Here is an 18,790-nt window from a genome sequence, read left to right as displayed (position 1 = left end):
AGCGCATTCCACAGCATTTTTTGCGGCACTGCCCCTAAAAAAACCATCCAGTGCTGCGGCTTTTCACCGAAAATTCAAAAATCGCAACAAGTTTCAATAACCTGCGGCGTTTATGCAATCAGCTTCCAATTGGGGAATTTTGGAGCCTTTCTGAAATGGTTTTGGCAGCTTGGACAACCGATGCTGCCAGATCTTCAAGCTTGTTTTCGGGAAATCTTGTAACTGGACCGGAAACCGAAACGCCCGCAACAACTTTGCCCAGCGAGTCGAAGATAGGTGCAGCAATACAACGCATACCCAAAAACCGTTCTTCATCGTCCAAGGCCCATCCACGCTGTCTGGACTTGCGGAGTACTGACTTCAGCTCTTGCAGGTCTGTAATGGAATTGGGCGTCTGGCGGACTAGTGTTTGTGGGGCCAAAAGGGTCTCAACCGCGGCCTCGTCCATAAATGCCATCATAGCTTTTCCCACACCGGATGTGTGAAAGTACGCCGCAGTTCCGTTTTTGAAAGAAGCCCTAATTGGGTTATCGGATTCGACCTGAATGAGAAACAATAGCTGCCCACATTCTTCGATTGCCAGATTTGCTGTCTCACCGGTGTCTTCTGACAGCGTGCGCATCACTGACGGCGCGACTTCGAGCAAATTTGATCCATCTTCAAACGTACTGCCGATCCGGTAGGCCTGCGGTCCAATTCGCCATTTGCCTTGCTCGGCATAATGAACAACCATGCCTCGCTGCTGCAACGTGGTCAGAAGCCTGTGTACCGTCGCAACTGGGATTGCCGTGACTCTGGCCAGTTCCGCAAGTGTCGCGCAGCGCGTATCCGAGAGAGCGATCAGCACGCGAATGCCGCGATCCAGCGCAACAACGGGCGATGTTTCGGCTTTCTCCTCATTCGCTTTTAGGCGCGGGCGTCCTCGGCGAAGCGGGTTTTTTTGTTCATTCATACTCAGGGCAACCAATGCTCAGTTTCTTACTGAAAGATTCTAGCTCGTTCAGCGGGGTAAAAAAATGAAAAATAAAAATATCAAACAATCAATAGGTTGATTGGATTTACTGTCCAAATTTCAAGAGTTTTCCAAAATATTTTGAAATATTTGGAATCTGTCTTATCGTTACTCTTATCCGCTGGAGAGCGGATTGGTGCCAATGCCGAGGCAAAATCGGTCAAGGCCCAGTTAAGGGAGGAAACATGACAAAATCTTTGAACCGCAGAAATTTTCTGCGTGGCTCTGCCGTTGTGGGCGCCGGTGCGCTTGCAGCTCCGGCTGTCCATGCTCAGGAAGGAACCAACCTTAAGATGCAGGCCGCCTGGGGAGGCGGTATTTTTCTGGAAAACGCGCAGTCTTACGTTAACCGCGTGAACGAAATGTCCGGCGGGAAACTCACGATCGAACTGTTGCCCGTGAATTCCGTCGTAAAAACAAGCCAGATGCAGGATGCTGTTCACCGCGGCGTTCTGGATGCTGCGCACTACGTGCCGGCCTATTGGTACTCTAAGTCGAAGACAGCGTCGCTCTTCGGAACTGGCCCCTGCTTTGGCTGGTCCAGCCAGGAAGTTCTGGGTTGGGTGAACTATGGTGGTGGTCAGGAACTATTCGACGAATTGATGGGCATTCTGGGCCTCAATGTCGTATCATTCTTCAACTCACCCATGCCGGCTCAGCCGCTTGGCTGGTTCAAAGAAGAAATCACAAGCGCAGATCAAATGAATGGTCTGAAGTACCGCACCGTTGGTCTTGCGGCAGATGTCTTGCTTGAGATGGGAATGTCGGTCGTACAGCTGCCGGGAGGTGAAATTCAGCCAGCAATGAAGTCAGGTCTGATCGACGCGGCGGAATTCAACAATCCAACGTCGGACCGAGACTTTGGGATGCAGGATGTGTCCAAGCATTATCACCTTGCGTCGTTCCACCAGAGTCAGGAGTTCTTCGAGGTCACGTTCAACAAGGACAAATACAACGCCCTTGCGCCTGAGCTTCAAGCCATTTTGAAGTATGCGTCAGAAGCCGAAAACTCCAACTTCTACTGGAACAACACCAAACGCTATTCCGAGGATCTGGTCACACTGGCAGAGGAGCAGGGCGTTAACGTATATCGCACCCCCGACAGTGTGATGCAGGCACAGCTGAATGCTTGGGATGTGGTCGTTGAACGGATTGCCAACGAGGATCCGTTCTTCGCAAAGGTAATTGAAAGCCAGAAGGCCTATGCGAAGACCGTGATGAATTATCTCAACCTGAACCAACCGGACTACAAGCTTGCATACAAGCACTACTTCGGTTGAGGCCTGAATACCTTTGAAATGAGGAGGTCGCGTTGTGGCGCGGCCTCCTGAACTCCGGGCAGAACAGGCGAGGAACTGACCTTGATCAAGACAATCCACGCCATCGAAGGGCTAAGCCAATGGGTCGGCAAAGCCTTCGGATGGTGCATCCTAATTCTGACACTTTCCGTGTCTTACGAAGTGTTCGTCCGGTATGTGCTGAACAAGCCCACCGTCTGGGCGTTCGACATGATGGTCCAGATGTATGGCGCGTTGTTTCTGATGGCAGGGGCCTATGCGCTGGCGCAAGACGCGCACGTCCGCGGCGATGTTCTGTACCGGCTGTTCTCTGTCCGCTGGCAGGCTCGGGTCGATTTTGTTCTATACATTCTGTTCTTCTTTCCCGGCATGTTCGCTTTGTTCTGGTACGGGTGGGAGATCGCGAAAGACAGTTGGCGCTATGAAGAGGTCAGCTGGAACAGCCCTGCGCGCATCCAGATTTACTTTTTCAAAACCCTGATCCCGGTCGCTGGTTTCCTTCTTATGCTTCAAGGCCTTGCTGAAATGGCCCGGTGTTGGCTGGCGATGCGAAATGGCGTCTGGCTCGAGCGGCTCGATGACGTGCGCGAAACCGAAGACATGTTGATGGAAAATACCATCGACAAAATTCGAACAACTGGCACTCAAAAAGGAGGTCGCAGCGATGACTGATCCACAAGTCGCCATCCTGATGCTCAGCCTCTTCATTGTTTTGGTGCTGCTGGGTTTTCCCATTGCGTTCACGTTGCTCGCCATGGGTGTCGGTTTTGGCTACTACGCCTACTACCAGTCCGCGCCCGAGACTATTGCGGACATCTTCAACAACAACATCTTCTACCTTCTGAACCAAAACACCTACTCGGTGATGGAGAATGATACGTTAGTTGCCATCCCATTATTCCTATTTATGGGATACGTCGTCGAGAGGGCGAACATCGTCGATCGCCTGTTCTTCTCGCTCTACATGGCGGCACGAAATCTACCGGGCTCGTTGGCCATTGCGGCGCTGCTGACCTGCGCAGTTTTTTCGACCGCGTCTGGGATTGTTGGTGCAGTTGTTACTCTGATGGGTCTGCTTGCATATCCTGCGATGGCGAATGCCGGGTATCAGCGCAGCTTCGCCTCTGGCGTTATCTGTGCGGGTGGAACTTTGGGCATTCTGATCCCACCGTCGATTATGCTGATAGTCTATGCCGCCATTGCAGAGCTATCACCATTGCGCTTGTATGCTGCGGCTGTTTTCCCGGGTCTTTTGTTGGCGGGGCTATACATCGTCTATGTGATGGTGCGCGTCTGGATAAACCCGTCGCTGGCACCAAAACCACAAGAGGAAGACATTCCTCCGAAACGTCAGATTTATATGGATTTGCTGGTTTCGTTTGTGCCTTTGACCGTTTTGATCATGCTGGTGCTTGGCTCTATCCTTGGTGGTCTGGCGACCCCGGCTGAAGCGGCGGCAATGGGCGCATTGGGCGGTTTGGTTCTGGCGATGCTGTATCGATCGCTCACTTGGGACAAAGTCAAACAGAGTGTCTTTCTCACAGCTAAGGCGACGGCCATGGTGTGCTGGTTGTTTGTCGGCTCTTGGACCTTCGCCTCGATCTTTTCCTATCTTGGTGGACACGATGTGATCGAGCATTGGGTCGTCGGTATGAACCTTCAACCCTGGCAGTTCTTGGTCCTTGCTCAACTGATTATCTTTCTACTCGGATGGCCGCTTGAATGGTCCGAGATCTTGATCATCTTTGTGCCTATCTTTCTGCCGATGCTGGATACGTTTGGGGTCAATCCGTATTTCTTCGCGATGCTGGTTGCACTGAATTTACAGACCTCATTCCTGACGCCTCCCATGGCCATGTCAGCCTATTATCTGAAAGGGGTTCTGAAGAACCAGATCCAGTTGATGGAGATCTTCAAAGGTCTGATGCCCTATCTGGCCATCGTGATCCTGTGCATGGTGCTGATGTATCAGTTCCCGGGGATCGCCCTGTGGCTTCCTGATTATCTGTTTGGGGTTTGGGTGCCATGACAAAGCATGATCTGTCACTGTTCTCGGCGGTTCAATCCGCCGAGGCTATCCGAACCGGGCGCATTTCATCCGAAGCATTGGTTGAGGCCTGCTTGGCGCGAATTGAGGAAACGGATGACAAGGTTCGGGCATGGGCATACCTGGACGCCGGCGTGGCACTCGATCAGGCGCGTGAGCTGGATCGTATTCGCAAGGCAGGGCGGGCGATAGGGGCGCTACATGGTGTACCCGTCGGACTGAAAGACATTGTCGATACAAAAGACATGCCCACGCAACGCGGATCGGCAATTTTTTCAGGCCGCCAACCTGAGACGGACGCTCGGCTGGTCGAGCATCTTCGTGAAGCCGGAGCGGTGATCATGGGCAAGACCAAGACCACTGAATTTGCCTTCATGAATCCGGCCGACACCACCAACCCTTTGGATCACAGCCGAACTCCGGGCGGGTCTTCCAGTGGATCTGCCGCTGCAGTTGCGGCTAGGCACGTTCCATTGGCGATTGGAACCCAGACCGGTGGTTCGGTGATCCGCCCCGCCTCGTATTGTGGCGTATACGGTTTCAAACCCTCCCGCGGAACAATCTCGCGTAGCGGTGTCTTTCGCACATCTGTGTCGCTGGATCATGTCGGCGGATTTGCAAATTCTCTGGAAGACATAGCTTTGTTGACAGACGTCCTGTCTAGCTATGACCAAGCCGATCCCGGCAGCTTTGCGAGACCGCGGGCTAACATGCTGAAAGGCGTGCGGGCAGAGGTGCCTGTCGAACCGAACATCGCCTGGCTGGATTTTCCGTTCAATGATCGTTTGGATGTGGATACCGTCGAAGGCCTTAATGCCGTTGTCGAATGCTTGGGTGGCCGGGTCGAGCGATTTTCGGCATCCCGTCAATTAGCTGACCTCATTAATGTTCACAAAACGATCTACGATTACGAAATTCGCGAGAACATGGTTGAGATTTCCGAAGCTCATTGGCCGGAACTCAGCCTCGAAATGCAGTCTGCAATAACCCGAGGAACAGAAATAAGCTTGGCGCAGTATGAAGATGCCTTGGCTGTCATGATCTCTGCTCAAAGCTTTTTCGCAGAATACTTCACCGAATTCGATGCAATCCTTGCCCCTGCGGCTACTGGAGAGGCCGTGCCACTGACAGCAGGGCATACTGGCGATTCAGTCTTTTGCCTGACTTGGACGCTGGCGGGATTGCCGTGCCTCACCTTGCCTTTGCTGGTTGGACAGAATGACCTACCAATCGGCGTGCAATTGATTGGCGCAGTCGAGGAAGACGACCGGCTTCTGCGCACTGCATCATGGGTCCAACGCACCCTCGCCGAACAAGAACAGTAAGGAAATTAAACGATGTCGCGACTTACCAACATTCTTATGGGCATTATCGGCACCGGTCTGATGATGGTTTTTGTTCTTGGCCTTGCACACAGCATTTCAACTGGCTTTGCCGGGTTTTGGGGAGGTTTGCCTTTCCTGTGTATTGCGGTCTTTGTGATTGCCTTGGCGCTTTATAATTTCTGGGAAGACGCCGTCAAAAAGGACTGAACGCATGAGTGACAGACCAGTCCTATGGCTGCCGCGCCGCGTGTCCGACGCAACCATTGCCCGTGCGCGAAAGGATTATGACGTGATCCTGAACGAAGCCGATACTCCGGGCACGTCAGAAGAGATCATTGAGATGAGTTCGAAGGTGGACGCAATAATGCCCTGCCATTCGGAACACTTCTCAGCAGAGGTCGTGTCAAAGCTTGACCCGCGTTTAAAAATTGTCGCGAACCATTCTGTTGGTGTGGACCATTGCGACCTGCCGGCCTTGGCAGCAAGGGGGGTCGTGGTGACAAACACACCAGACGTCCTTTCTGACGCTACGGCGGAACTTGCAATGTTGCTCATGCTTGGTGCGGCGCGGCACGCTGTCCGAGGCGATCGCCTTATGCGTACAGGTGCTTGGGACAGTTGGAGCCCATCTTTCATGGTCGGCAAGCAACTCACGGGTGCGCGCCTGGGCATCGTCGGTATGGGGCGCGTGGGTCGGGCATTTGCAACAAAAGCACGCGGGTTTGATATGGAAGTTCACTATTTCAACCGCACCCGCCTGTCACCTGATAAGGAACAGGGGGCAATTTATCACGAAAGCGTCGATACTCTTTTGCCAGTGGCCGACTTTTTGTCGCTTCACTGTCCTGCGACGCCCGAAACTCTGGACCTTATGAATGCCGAACGGCTGGCTGCGCTGCCTGACGATGCAATACTCGTCAACTCAGCTCGTGGCGCTCTTGTTGATGAAGACGCGCTGGTGCAAGCCATTGAAAGTGGAAAGCTGGCCGCCGCAGGGCTTGATTGCTTTAAGACAGAACCGGGCGGAAATCCAAAGTTCGCAGCGCACGAAAACATCTTCATGTTGCCGCATATAGGTAGCGCCACGACTAAAACCCGGGACGCCATGGGCTTTCGCGCTTTGGACAATTTAGACGCTTTCTTTGCCGGAAAAACACCGCGCGACCTTTTATAGAGTAGGAAGCTGTAAGGGTAAAAATTGCTTTTTTTGACCTAGGTGTGGTGGACTTTCCAAAGGCGAGTCATCCGAGGTCTGGAACGCATTGACCGCCTCGTTTTTTTAACGGGAACGGCAGATCGAAGATTCAGAACTTTGTTGCCTTTGCCCTTTTTGTCAGGTCGGTCTGACCCGATCAAAGATGCTGAGCGAGAGTACATGCTTGGGCGGTGATGATTTTTCAGAAAAATTGATCAGTATATTCGATCAATATCGGTGTAAAAGTCGGGTATCGTGAATAACAACCCATTTTCGCGGAGCGCTCCGGTATGTTTCTGGATTTCGAGGAACTGACTCTGAATGTCGGCGAGCAGAAGATTTTTGTTCGTCACGGGGGCGACCCCGGCAATCCGGGCCTTTTGTTGTTGCACGGCTATCCGCAGACATCGGCCATGTGGCATGCGGTTGCCCCGCAGTTCACAGATCAGTTCCATGTCATCTGTCCCGACCTGCGCGGATATGGTCGATCGTCCAAACCCGCCTCGGATGATCAGCATACGCCTTATTCGAAGCGCGAAATGGCAAAGGACATGGTCTCGGTCATGTCTCAGATGGGACATGAGACTTTTCTGGTTGGTGCCCATGATAGAGGTGCGCGCGTCACGCATCGAATGGCTCTGGATCATCCCCAGAATGTCCAGGCGATGGTCCTACTGGATATCGCTCCGACGCGTGAAATGTATCGCGACACCTCGAAGGAGTTTGCCACCGCCTATTGGCACTGGTTCTTTCTGATTCAGAAACACCCCATCCCGGAACAGATCATCGGCAATGACCCCGCACAGTTCTGGAAACTCAAATGCTTCAATCAGGCTAAAGGTGAAAGTCCCTTTACCGCCGAGGCGCTTGACGAATACATCGCGGCCTTTAGCACACCCGAGGCCATCCATGCCACTTGCGAAGATTACCGTGCCGCTGCGACCATCGACATCGAACATGACGATCGGGACGACGGGCGGAAGGTAGAACAACCGCTTATGGTCCTGTGGGCCAAGCGCGGGGTGATCGAGACCTGTTTTGACGCGATGGCGCTGTGGCAAGCGCGGGCGCACTGGGTCGAGGGAGAGGCCGTTGATACCACGCATTACATGGCCGAAGAGATCCCGGACGAGATAGCAAGCCGAATGCGCGCATTTTTCCTGCGCCAAATCGATCAGAAGGGTGCCGCCGAATGAGCAGGACGCTTTACGATAAACTGGTGGACGCACATAAGGTCTGCGACCTGCCGGACGGCGACATGCTGATCTATGTCGATTTCCATATCATGAATGAATACACCAGCCCGCAGGCCTTTTCCGGGCTGGATCAGAAAGGGCTCTCTGTCTGGCGGCCCGAGGCCCATTTGTCGGTCGTTGATCACGTGAACGCTACACGGCAGCGCGATCCGCATGATGCGGCGTCCAAGCTGCTGATCGACAATCTGGAAGCCAATTGCAAAAAGCACAACATCGCCTTTTATGGTCTGGGTGACTGCCGTCAGGGGATCGAGCATGTTGTTGTCCCCGAACAGGGGCTTGTCGCGCCAGGGATGCTGATTGCCTGCGGCGACAGCCACACCACAACCTATGGGGCCTTTGGTGCGTTGGGTTTTGGCATTGGCACGTCTGAGGTTGAACATGTGCTGGCGACGCAGACCCTGCGCTATAAGCGGCTGAAAACCATGTTGATCAATATCGATGGCGATCTCGCCCCCGGTGTGACCGCCAAGGACGTCATCATGAAGGTAGTTCAGGTGGTCGGTGCAGGCGGCGCCAATGGCTATGCTGTCGAGTTTTCAGGCTCAGCCATCCGTGCACAGGAAATGTCTGGGCGGATGACGATCTGCAACATGGCGGTCGAGCTGGGCGGACGGGCCGCCCTGATCGGTGCCGACAAAAAGGCGCTTGAGAAAATCAAGGGCCGCGCGCATAGCGATACGCTGGATTTTGGCGGTCTGGACTGGAACGCTGACCCCGGCGCGGAATATGACACGGTGTTTGAGATTGACGCCGCCGACATTGCCCCGCTTGTCAGCTGGGGCACCAGCCCGGATCAGTCGGTGCCAGTCGACGGCTCAGTCCCCGCGGAGACCGAAGGGATGACGCCCAAGGCACGCGAGGCGCTGAACCGGGCGCTGGGCTATATGGACCTGAAAGAGGGGCAGGCGATGACCGATATTGAAATCGACAGCGCCTTTATCGGCTCATGCACCAACAGCCGTATCGAGGATCTGCGCGCCGCAGCCAAAATCCTGAATGGCAAAAAGGTTGCCGCGTCGGTGAACGCCATCGTCGTTCCGGGCTCGACCTTTACCCGCCTGCAGGCCGAGGCTGAGGGGATCGACCGGGTGTTTATCGAAGCGGGCTTTGACTGGCGCCCGGAAAGCGGCTGTTCAATGTGCCTTGCGATGAATGACGATATCGCCATGGATGGCGAACGAATTGCGTCCTCGACCAACCGCAATTTTGAAGGTCGGCAAGGCCGCGGGGCACGCACCCATTTGATGAGCCCGGAAATGGTGGCGGCCGCAGCCATCCATGGTCGTATCGCGGATGTACGCGAATTCCTGAGTGAAGGAGTGGACTAGATGCCAAAGACTGTTCACGGGCTGGCCGCCGCCTTGCCGCTTGCCAATGTCGATACCGATGTGATCATGCCCAAACGCTTTCTGATCACGATCACGCGCGAAGGGCTGGCGGATGGCACATTCGCCGACCTGCGCTTTCACGACGACGATACGCCGCGCACGGATTTTGTGCTGAACACACATCCCTGGCACGAGGCCAGAATATTGATCGTCGGCGACAATTTTGGTTGTGGGTCCAGCCGGGAACATGCGGTCTGGGGGCTGGTTCAACTGGGTATTCAGGGCATCATCGGCACCAGCTTTGCGGGCATTTTCTACGACAACGCGCGCAAGAATGGCCTTGCCTTGCCCATCGTCAGTCCTGAGGTTCGGGATCAGTTGATGCAAGCGGCGTCCCATGAGGATGGTGCCAGCTATACGATTGATATCGAAAACCGGGTCATCAGACACGGCGAGGCAAAGCTGCCGTTTGAAATGGACGACGCGACGCAAACCGCCCATCTTGAGGGCCGCGACGACACCCTGAACTCGCTGGAATTTGCCGATGCGATCCGCAAATATGAAGGCAGGCTGGGCGATCAGCAAAGAGTGCGTGTCATACAGTAATCAGGACAGGTTGACTTGGAACTTCGCCAACTTCAGTGCTTTGTGGCCGTCGCCGAAGAATTGCATTTTCGAAAGGCGGGCGAACGCCTCGGCCTCAGCCAGCCTGCCTTGTCCGACCGTATATCCGCGCTGGAACACGAGCTGGGCTTTGCTCTGTTCTTTCGAACAACTCGGCAGGTCAGCCTGACGCAAGCGGGGTCCGAATTCCTGCGCGACACCAAACGGATACTGGCGGATATCGATAAATCCGTTTCCAAAGCCCGACACACGGCCGACAGCGGGCTGAAAACGCTGCGGGTCAGCGGCGTGGACGAAGCAATCTCGATGCTGTTGCCACCGGTGCTGATGGAGTTCCGCAAACGGCAACCTTCGGTGCATGTGGATATTCTTGAGATTTCGTCTTCGGACTACCATACGCAAGAGCTTGCGAACCATCGGACCGACATTGCTTTTGTCCGCAAACCCCCAGCGGAAGAATTTCTGCAGGCAGATCTTTTGTACCAGCAGGGAGCCGTTGTGGTGCTGCCCTCCGCATCCGAGCTAGCGGGCCGAGCATTGCTGTCAGTGGCGGATATCCGCGATCAGCCGATTATCGGATTTCCAAAACACGCGCGTCCGATCCTGCATGACCTGCTGTGGAACAGCTTTCGTGCCCAAGGATGGCAACCGGACATCGCCTGCGAAGTCATTGACAAATCCACCATGTTGCAGCTGGTGGCGCACGGGGTTGGCATCGGGCTGGCACCAGTCTGGATCCGCACGCTGGCACCTGCGGGTTTGAGCTGCATCCCGTATCGGACAGACAGTCAACGCATCAAACTCTACGTGGCGCGACGGGCGACGGCGAACTCGAAAATGGTGGAGGAGTTTGTGGATGTGGTTAAATACGTCTCCTCGACCCTGCACCCAGACGGCGCAGGTCAGTGACAGATTGCCGATGTGCTTCACTAAGGCACACGTCGACTAAAGTGGAGCAACTCCGGAAGCCTTGATTAACTGCGTGGTTCACCCCAAAGCTGCGCGACGAGAATGCTCAATTGGCGAAACACCGAGCCACTAGGCGGGTTTTCGCGTCTAAATCGACCACAGGTTGGAGAGCAGTTGAGCAGACCCTACATGTCCAGAAACAAGCATCTAAGACATACGCGTGAACGTAAGGAAACCGACATGAAGAAGACAGCAGTAGTATGCCTGCTTGGTGGCACGTTGCTCTTGGCAGCATGTGGAGCCCCGACAACACCAACTCAGGCTCAAGCACAAAACGACGCCCGATGTGCCGCTGGGATTTTGGGGGGTGCAGCCTTGGGTGGCGTCTTAGGCAATCAGGTTGGTTCGGGCACAGGCCAGACCCTTGCAACGGCGGCTGGTGCCGGACTTGGAATGTATGCAGGCCAGTCGGCTTGTAACTGACGAAAAGGCACAGAAAGTGGGGTGCTGGTCTTACCTTTGCCTTATCGTGCGCTGAAACACTGCGTCGGAGTGTCGAAAAAAAGTCGCTCCGGATTGCTGCCAGCATCGTGCCTTAAGGTAAACTAGAAAATGACAAATCCAATAATCAAGCCAACGTCTTCTGACGACATTCCGGATCTCAAAGCCGTGCTGGACAATACAGGACTTTTCCCAAGCGAGATGCTTCCGGATATGCTGGCACCTACATTGTCAGGGGAAACAGAAGCTCTCTGGCTTACGTGCCACTCAGACGACGAAGCCGTCGGCTTGTGCTACATCGTTCCAGAAGACCTTGCTGACGGAACCTGGAATATGCTCGCGCTCGCGGTGCGCCCAGACTTGCAAGGCAAACGTCTGGGCGCGGCCTTGGTCAAGGCCGCGGAACAGTATTTGAAAGACAAAGGGCAACGTATCTTAATCGTAGACACATCTGGCACTGATAACTTTGCACTCGCGCGCAAGTTCTATGCTCAGAATGGCTATGAGGAAGAAGCGCGCATCCGCGATTTCTGGGCGGAGGACGATGACAAGATTATCTTCCGAAAGGCCCTGTGACGCAATAGGCCCTCAGGCGCTGATATGGCAGAGGGTACCACAAGAAAGCTAGCAGCTTACGCGCCGTGCAACTTCTTCATGGTCACAGCTTGATGGATAGCACTGCTCCGAATGTGGCCAGTGATCTTAAAGTTGTTTGGCGCCCATTGAAGTCATCGGAATCTAACGCCTGCGGGCGGCCTAATCGGTTGGCTTTTTCAATCCGTCAAATCGTGGGTCTGGTGCCGTGGTTTGCCCCGTCACTGCTGGCATCGGCTGCAACTGCACAGCCTGGCGAGTGTATTTTAACGCTTTGATCCGATGTGGTCGAAACGCTTGAAGGGTGGATTCCATTAGGTCGAGTTCTCAGGTAATACGTATGGATGGATATCGTCGTCATTACGACCATCATCACTTCTCTTTTTGTTGTAATCGGGGTGGCGGAACCACTGGCCGCGCGATTGCGCTTGCCCTACAGCGTTATCCTCGCTGTTCTTGGGATAGTGATTGGGCTTGGCGCGGCATTCTTTCTTAACACCGACCTGACGGATGCGCTGAACCCGGGCGCGCAAGCGATTATTGACCTGCCGATCCGGTCTAACGTCTTTCTCTATGTTTTCCTGCCAACATTGCTCTTTCAGGCGACGCTTGGCATGAACCTGCGCAGGATGCTGGACGATTGGATGCCCATCCTGATGATGGCGGTTGTCGCGGTGATCGTGGCGACACTTTCCATTGGCTATGCGCTGAGTTGGGTAAGTACGCTGCCACTGGCCGCCTGTCTGTTGATCGGTGCAATTGTGTCGACAACTGACCCTTCGGCGGTTGTCAGCATTTTTCGATCAATCTCCGCGCCGCGCAGGCTGTCGCGAATTATCGAAGGCGAAAGCCTCCTTAACGATGCCGCTGCCATTGCTCTTTTCGGACTATTCATGAGCTTTGTCATGCTCGGAAGGCCCGACCCATTGCTAAGTGAAGCTGTGGGGCAATTTCCGCTGCTAATCGCAGGAGGTGCTTTCACCGGTTGGCTCATGGCGCGCATGGCTGTTTGGGTGATGGCGTTCGTCGACCGCTGGGAGATGGCACAAATTTCTATTTCTGTTGCACTGCCTTATCTCGCGTATATCGTTGCAGAACAAAGCATCGGGGCTTCTGGTGTTATCGCCGTGGTGGCCGTAGGTCTTACGCTTAACCTCACGGGTCCCGGTCGTTTGTCACCGGCCGGTTGGACAAATCTTCAAGAAGTATGGGACCTGCTGGCACATTGGGCGGGCGCGCTGATCTTTATTCTTGCGGCATTGCTGATTCCGAGACTGTTGGAAGGAGTGCAGCCGTCGGACTTCGGCCTGTTGGCCGTCGTGGTTCTTGCTGCAGCGTTTGCACGGGCGGCGGTTCTGTTCGGCTTGTTGCCATTGCTCACGACAATCGGTCTGTCGCCAGCTGTTGAACGCCCCTACCGCACCGCGATGCTGTGGGGCGGACTGCGGGGTGCCGTGACACTGGCGCTGGCGCTGGCAGTCACCGAAAGCACGCATATCCCGCTGGAGACCAAGCGACTGGTCGGCATCCTGGCCACTGGCTTTACGCTGTTTACACTGATTGTGCAGGGAACAACCTTGCGCGCAGTGATCACAAAACTGGGGCTCGATAGGCTCTCTCCGCTTGATACGGCACTGTCACGCCAAGTGGTCGCCGTCGCCTTGCAATCGGTGCGCGAGGACGTGTCCCGCATTGCAGAAAACTACGACTTGACCCACGATATCGTCAGAAACGAAGCCAAACAGTTCAGTGAACGCCTCGACGAGGCCGTAAACGCTGCTGAAGACAGCGCGCAGATTCTTGATCGTGATCGGATCACACTTGGCCTTATTGCGCTGGCTGGGGCAGAGCGGGATTCCGTGTTGGCCCGGATGCGAGAGCGCACCATGTCATCTGTGCTGAGTGAGAAGATTCTGTCCGACGCGGATCGACTCATTGAAGGCGCACGGACCGGAGGGCGGCTCGGCTATCAGCGCGCGTCAAACCGGTCCGTCGTTTACGGCAGGTCTTTCCGGATCGCCGTTTTTTTGCACAACCGGCTTCGAATCTCGTTTCCACTCACGCGTATTACAACGGATCGGTTTGAAAGACTGCTCATGCAGCGCCTGATCCTGCGGGACCTTGATGGGTTCGTCCGTGGGCGCATACGTCGAATCCACGGCCGCCGGGTTGCGGAATTGCTTGACGACCTGTTGGCGCGTCGATCCGAGGCGGTTGAGGCAGCGCTTGACGGATTGCGGCTCCAATATCCAGGCTACGCCGAAAAGCTGGAGCGGCGGTTCATCCGTCGAACGGCGCTGCGGCTGGAAGAGCGTGAATACGCGGTCATGCGCGAGGACGGCCTTGTGGGTGAAGAGCTCTATTCGGTGTTGATGCAGGAAGTGGCGGCGCGACGTGCTTTGTCTGAAGGGCGTCCGGTACTGGACATTGCCCTTAAAGGACGGGATCTGGTCCGGCAGTTTCCACTATTTTCGGATCTGGACAAAGCGTCACTGAGGAAACTCAGCAGAGCATTGCGAACCCGATATGCCAACGCGGGTGACACGATCATATCCAAAGACGAATTCGCGGGGAGTGTATTCTTTATCGCTTCTGGGGCAGTCGAAGTGGAACTCGGCAGACATACTACGCGGTTAGGTCGTGGTGAAATGTTTGGGCAATTGGCCATGCTGTTGAAACGGCCCCGTCGCGTAAACGTGCGGGCATTGGCCCCCTCGACACTGCTAATGCTCGATGAAGCGCGTTTCCGGCGATTGCTCCGGCGCAGTGAGGCAATGCGGAATTCTGTCAAGATGAGCGCAAACAAACGCATGATCGACCCCGCAGTGTTGGATCTGGATGAGCCCGTAGGATCTTCTGAACAAGGGCCCAATTCCTGATAGGCCATCAATGGAAGGAGATTGCGACCCATTCTAGCCGTTTGTAGCCGGTTATTTTTTGCTGGGTTGCGGACGGTAAAACTAGCTATTCGCCGCGTGCGTAAAAAAGGCTGCACGGACACAAGCTGCGCGATTGCCGTTACAAAATCTGCACAAATACCTAACGAAAACAAAAAGCTTCAGCTTCGGCCGTTTCATGCGGATATCTGAGATTCAACTGACGGATTTTTCAGCAATTAGCTTCAATGCATCACTCACATCGGTCGTATGCTCACCTCCTGTGATCCTCTCTAAAACGGCACTTAGATCAAAGTCGGCACTTTGCGCTTGTTCAAAACGATTGCATTGCTTGATGTAATCTACCGAGACGCGTAGCTCGAGCATTCCTGCCTTCTGCCGCCTCGCAGATTTCAAAGCCTCACGAAACTCTTGTTCGGCCACTTCATTCTCGCACAGCGCAAGCGCATAGACCCGATCCGTCTCAGATTGGGCCCATCCTTCATTGGTTTGATTTTGGAATTCACGTGCCTGAGCCAAAAAGCTCAAGGCACCTTCCCGATCACCGGTTTTAAGTGTGAGTTCGGCAATCAGAGTAAGAAAGAACGGCTTATAGTTTCCCGCCCCGCTTACCCTCCAAGCTTCTGAAGCTTTCAGTAACGCAAGGATCGTTTCCTGGTTTGGCGAAAGATACGCATTCACCCAGCTTCGCCAGAGGGTCGCAGTCAAGGACATGAACGTGAATGAGTGTTTGATTGAAAGCGCCTCAAGCTTTTCAACAGCCCCGAGTACGTTTTCAGGTTCACGTCTCATTAGGTAAAGCATGCACAGATAGGTCAGCGACTGCGCAATGCTGTGGGCATGCTCAAGTTCTTCTGCGCCCGCCACCGCTTGCGTCTGAACTTCAAGAGCGTTGTCTGGATCCCCGCGCATCCACATGGCCAAACTTAAAAAGCACGAAGTGATGGCCGCATGGTCCGACCCGTAAATGTACGCGAGGTGGCCATCACGTTTCCGGCTGTAGAGTTCTAACGCCTTGTTCAAATGCTCGTATGCTGAACCTAATTCCCCGATATGAAACAACACGGCGCCCATGGCGCGATGTGCCACCATTTGGTGCTGCGTCTCGCGTGTTGTAGTCGCCAATTCCAGCAATTGCGTGGCAACGTTCTTGGCCAAATCATACTCGGCGCGCACCAAATGAAAGGAATACAAACCGTTCAGAACCGGGAACAGATGATCGGTTTCTTCAACGCGTTCGCACAAGTCGCGGATCCTTGCGTAGACCGAGCCGGTCTCATCCGCAGCAATTCCTGAGGTTGATCGTAGAACGCCTGCTTTCAGAACCTGGATCTCAATTTCTTTGCGGTCTCGCTCAGTGCTTTGTTCCAGTTCACTCAATTGCTCGATGGCCAGGGAAAGCTGCGTGTTCGCCTCTGTATTCGCAGATCGTTGGACAGCACGCTGACCGGCAAGATACCGGTAATTGACGGCCTCCTTACGCATGCCCGCCATAGTGTAATGATGGGCTAGCACTTCTGGGCTGGCATCACCCGTGTGCGTCGAAGTGTCATCAAGTTGTTGCGCTACGCGAGAGTGCAAAACACGACGCTCTCGCTTCAATAGGCTGTTGTAGGCAGTGTCACGAATGAGGGCATGACAGTAGCTGAAGGTTTCAAAGTCTTCGGCGCGAGAAACGGTAACAATGCCTGCTTCTACCAATAGTTCCAGGTTCGCACGCAGCGCTTTATCGCCAATATCGGCCACTTTAGAGATCAAAGGATAGGTGAATTGAGGCCCGATTACGGCCCCTATCTGGGCCACCTCTTTGGCAGAGCTCAAACGATCAAGGCGCGCCATAAGTGCATCATGTAACGTGCTGGGGACCGAGTTGGCCGGAGAGGCCCCACCCATCGTATAAGTGTCTCGGCCCTTGATCAGAATGCCCGATTCAAGGAGATCTTTGGTCACTTCCTCTATGTATAACGGCACTCCGTCAGATCTTGCCGCGACCGCGTCGTACATCTCGTCCGAGATCACCTCACCTTTGGCGACTTCATCCACAATGCTCTTCACCTCTTGAAAATCCAACTGCTTCAAAACAACTTTCGTGAGGTTCGATTGCAGCGTCCAGCCCGGGTCGTACTCGGGCCTGAATGTCATGACGACCAGAACCGGAAGGTCGCGAATTCGGTCCACTATTCGGTCCAAAAGCAGCTTGGTCGTTGGATCAATCCAATGCGCATCTTCAAACAAGAATAGAACCGGCTGCTCCTTTGCTTCCGACGTGAGATTTCCTAGCAGCAGGTCTAATGACTGATCCATGAGCTGCTGAGGCGTCAGGTTCAGGGGGCCCAATTGATCCTCGAATGGGATGGACAGAAGGGACGCGGCCAGCTTCAATGCATCGTTGGAATGATCGTCCAGAACAGCACGGATTTTTTCAAGCTTTGCCTCGTTCGAGTCTTCGGAACGGAGCTTGGCGACATTCTCAAGTTGTCGAATGACAGGATAGAACGCAGTCGCAAAATGGTAGGGAGAACACTGATATCGCATCTGCGTGCCGGGCAAGTCCGAAGATTTTTGCCTGAATTCTTCCACCAGCCGTGACTTGCCAATTCCTGGCTCACCCGACACAAGCACAACCTGCCCGTGACCACCGCTGGCAAGCGTCCATTTGTCATTGAGGGTCTCTAATTCTGCGGAGCGACCCACCAACGGCTTAAGCAACACATCATCTATTGCCAAAAAACGGCTGACGGTTTGCCGCTCACCCGTCACTTGCCAAGCTTCGACCTCTTTAGCAAAACCCTTGAGCTTGAACGCGCCTCGCAGAACGTATTCGAAGGTATCACCGGCCAACTGATGCGTGCTGGGGGCGACGATCATCGTTCCTGGATCCGCCATTGCCTGAAGGCGCGCGGCCAGGTTCGGCGTCTCACCCATCGCCGTCCCGTCCTCAAACATATTTTCGCCACGCAAATCGCCGACGACAACCAATCCGGTCGCAACCCCGATACGGACGTTAAGTTTCGCGTGGGTGCGAATTTTCGGCATTTCATTCATAATGCGCAGGCCCGCCCGAATTGCCCGCTCTGGATCATCTTCATGCGCGTGGGGAAATCCAAAAAAGACCATAATCCCATCGCCGTAATAGCTGGCAATATGGCCATCAAACGCAGCAACCGACGCAGCACATGTTTCTTTGAAAAGTCGAAGAACATCGGCCAGATCTTCCGGATCGACGCGTTGGGAAATTTCTGTCGATCCGACCAAATCAATGAACATGACGGTAAGCTGTCGCCGTTCCGCGATAATCTCGGGGCCAGTACCGGTGTTGTGTGGGTCTAGGCCTGGCTCTGCATCGAAGCGAACAGCCTTCATGAAACGCCGCCTTGGTCCGAGGGGGAGGCCGATTGTCACAAGGTCATCGTCTGTTAGCTCAGAAAGATCACCTTGTTCGATTTCGTGTTCTGCAAAGGCAGCAGCATACTTGGACAAACCATGTTTTTTTAGCCAAGACGCTATATCGGACATCTACATTTTTGCTTGCTGTTTCAGCAGAACTATCGCCTGCGCCCTACCAGCATGCTTTCCCTTGTTGGATTGACCCGTCGTGCAAACGGTGTTTTCTGATCATGTTCCACTCAATGAAGGACTCTGATTCAAAGTAGGTCAAGGATTTCATTGGCGCATTGGACGTTAAGCCGTGTACGGCAACGATCGACTTAGATTGGCGGCCTTGGCAAAATCAACATCGCTTGATGCCATAGAACCCGATCTGTGCCCACACGACAGCGACAGATCTTTTCCGGTTCATAT

The 18,790-nt window shown here is 54.2% G+C and carries 15 protein-coding genes; 13 read left to right on the top strand and 2 right to left on the bottom strand.

The features are described from left to right. Positions 1 to 118: 118 nt before the first annotated feature. Positions 119 to 952, bottom strand: coding sequence for an IclR family transcriptional regulator (locus ACR0JB_RS17060; RefSeq protein ID WP_170350795.1), 834 nt, complete (start codon positions 950 to 952; stop codon positions 119 to 121). Between the two features lie 245 nt (positions 953 to 1,197). Here ACR0JB_RS17060 and ACR0JB_RS17055 point away from each other — a divergent pair, with 245 nt between their 5' ends. From ACR0JB_RS17055 to ACR0JB_RS16995, 13 genes are all read left to right on the top strand, one after another. After that, the gene (locus tag ACR0JB_RS17055) at positions 1,198 to 2,292 is read left to right on the top strand and encodes a TRAP transporter substrate-binding protein (RefSeq protein WP_170350796.1); all 1,095 of its coding nucleotides are present in this window, start codon (positions 1,198 to 1,200) and stop codon (positions 2,290 to 2,292) included. An 81-nt stretch (positions 2,293 to 2,373) separates the two neighbouring features. Beyond that, a complete protein-coding gene (locus ACR0JB_RS17050) occupies positions 2,374 to 2,982 on the top strand; it encodes a TRAP transporter small permease subunit (RefSeq protein ID WP_480790099.1) in 609 nt (202 codons plus the stop codon). Continuing rightward, positions 2,975 to 4,339 carry a TRAP transporter large permease gene (locus ACR0JB_RS17045; protein WP_170350798.1) on the top strand — a complete coding sequence of 455 codons (1,365 nt, stop codon included), beginning with the start codon at positions 2,975 to 2,977 and terminating at the stop codon, positions 4,337 to 4,339. The genes ACR0JB_RS17050 and ACR0JB_RS17045 overlap by 8 nt, the downstream gene beginning before the upstream one ends. After that, positions 4,336 to 5,682, top strand: a complete 1,347-nt coding sequence (locus ACR0JB_RS17040; RefSeq protein ID WP_170398049.1) for an amidase — start codon at positions 4,336 to 4,338, stop codon at positions 5,680 to 5,682. Before ACR0JB_RS17045 ends, ACR0JB_RS17040 begins: the two co-directional genes overlap by 4 nt. A gap of 12 nt (positions 5,683 to 5,694) precedes the next feature. Beyond that, positions 5,695 to 5,889, top strand: a complete 195-nt coding sequence (locus ACR0JB_RS17035; protein WP_170350800.1) for a hypothetical protein — start codon at positions 5,695 to 5,697, stop codon at positions 5,887 to 5,889. Positions 5,890 to 5,893: 4 nt separating this feature from the next. Beyond that, positions 5,894 to 6,856: a 2-hydroxyacid dehydrogenase gene (locus ACR0JB_RS17030; protein ID WP_170398046.1), complete on the top strand. Its 963-nt coding sequence runs from the start codon at positions 5,894 to 5,896 to the stop codon at positions 6,854 to 6,856. Between the two features lie 311 nt (positions 6,857 to 7,167). Next, the gene (locus ACR0JB_RS17025; RefSeq protein ID WP_170398043.1) at positions 7,168 to 8,073 is read left to right on the top strand and encodes an alpha/beta fold hydrolase; all 906 of its coding nucleotides are present in this window, start codon (positions 7,168 to 7,170) and stop codon (positions 8,071 to 8,073) included. Beyond that, the gene (leuC, locus tag ACR0JB_RS17020) at positions 8,070 to 9,464 is read left to right on the top strand and encodes a 3-isopropylmalate dehydratase large subunit (RefSeq protein WP_170398040.1); all 1,395 of its coding nucleotides are present in this window, start codon (positions 8,070 to 8,072) and stop codon (positions 9,462 to 9,464) included. The genes ACR0JB_RS17025 and leuC overlap by 4 nt, the downstream gene beginning before the upstream one ends. Continuing rightward, positions 9,465 to 10,070, top strand: coding sequence for a 3-isopropylmalate dehydratase small subunit (leuD, locus tag ACR0JB_RS17015; RefSeq protein WP_170398037.1), 606 nt, complete (start codon positions 9,465 to 9,467; stop codon positions 10,068 to 10,070). Between the two features lie 15 nt (positions 10,071 to 10,085). After that, complete coding sequence (locus ACR0JB_RS17010; protein ID WP_480790098.1) at positions 10,086 to 10,997, top strand: LysR family transcriptional regulator; 912 nt, start codon at positions 10,086 to 10,088, stop codon at positions 10,995 to 10,997. Between the two features lie 102 nt (positions 10,998 to 11,099). Further along, positions 11,100 to 11,480, top strand: coding sequence for a glycine zipper 2TM domain-containing protein (locus ACR0JB_RS17005; RefSeq protein ID WP_480790097.1), 381 nt, complete (start codon positions 11,100 to 11,102; stop codon positions 11,478 to 11,480). 129 nt (positions 11,481 to 11,609) lie between these two features. Further along, positions 11,610 to 12,074 carry a GNAT family N-acetyltransferase gene (locus tag ACR0JB_RS17000; RefSeq protein WP_170398031.1) on the top strand — a complete coding sequence of 155 codons (465 nt, stop codon included), beginning with the start codon at positions 11,610 to 11,612 and terminating at the stop codon, positions 12,072 to 12,074. A 362-nt stretch (positions 12,075 to 12,436) separates the two neighbouring features. Further along, positions 12,437 to 14,971: a cation:proton antiporter gene (locus ACR0JB_RS16995; protein WP_480790096.1), complete on the top strand. Its 2,535-nt coding sequence runs from the start codon at positions 12,437 to 12,439 to the stop codon at positions 14,969 to 14,971. A 213-nt stretch (positions 14,972 to 15,184) separates the two neighbouring features. Here ACR0JB_RS16995 and ACR0JB_RS16990 read toward each other — a convergent pair whose 3' ends face one another. Next, positions 15,185 to 18,505 carry an ATP-binding protein gene (locus ACR0JB_RS16990; protein WP_170398025.1) on the bottom strand — a complete coding sequence of 1,107 codons (3,321 nt, stop codon included), beginning with the start codon at positions 18,503 to 18,505 and terminating at the stop codon, positions 15,185 to 15,187. Positions 18,506 to 18,790: the final 285 nt, after the last annotated feature.

The sequence above is a fragment of the Ruegeria sp. BI7 genome (assembly GCF_056537925.1).
This window is presented reverse-complemented; position numbering and strand designations above follow the sequence as displayed.

Bases quoted from the DNA above. Each gene is read 5' to 3' on its own strand.
- ACR0JB_RS17030 (WP_170398046.1), top strand. From the start codon at position 5,894: ATGAGTGACAGACCAGTCCTATGGCTGCCGCGCCGCGTGTCCGACGCA.
- ACR0JB_RS17040 (WP_170398049.1), top strand. From the start codon at position 4,336: ATGACAAAGCATGATCTGTCACTGTTCTCGGCGGTTCAATCCGCCGAG.
- ACR0JB_RS16990 (WP_170398025.1), bottom strand. From the start codon at position 18,505: ATGTCCGATATAGCGTCTTGGCTAAAAAAACATGGTTTGTCCAAGTAT.
- leuC (WP_170398040.1), top strand. From the start codon at position 8,070: ATGAGCAGGACGCTTTACGATAAACTGGTGGACGCACATAAGGTCTGC.
- ACR0JB_RS17000 (WP_170398031.1), top strand. From the start codon at position 11,610: ATGACAAATCCAATAATCAAGCCAACGTCTTCTGACGACATTCCGGAT.
- ACR0JB_RS16995 (WP_480790096.1), top strand. From the start codon at position 12,437: ATGGATATCGTCGTCATTACGACCATCATCACTTCTCTTTTTGTTGTA.
- ACR0JB_RS17045 (WP_170350798.1), top strand. From the start codon at position 2,975: ATGACTGATCCACAAGTCGCCATCCTGATGCTCAGCCTCTTCATTGTT.
- ACR0JB_RS17035 (WP_170350800.1), top strand. From the start codon at position 5,695: ATGTCGCGACTTACCAACATTCTTATGGGCATTATCGGCACCGGTCTG.
- ACR0JB_RS17025 (WP_170398043.1), top strand. From the start codon at position 7,168: ATGTTTCTGGATTTCGAGGAACTGACTCTGAATGTCGGCGAGCAGAAG.
- ACR0JB_RS17005 (WP_480790097.1), top strand. From the start codon at position 11,100: ATGCTCAATTGGCGAAACACCGAGCCACTAGGCGGGTTTTCGCGTCTA.
- leuD (WP_170398037.1), top strand. From the start codon at position 9,465: ATGCCAAAGACTGTTCACGGGCTGGCCGCCGCCTTGCCGCTTGCCAAT.
- ACR0JB_RS17055 (WP_170350796.1), top strand. From the start codon at position 1,198: ATGACAAAATCTTTGAACCGCAGAAATTTTCTGCGTGGCTCTGCCGTT.
- ACR0JB_RS17060 (WP_170350795.1), bottom strand. From the start codon at position 952: ATGAATGAACAAAAAAACCCGCTTCGCCGAGGACGCCCGCGCCTAAAA.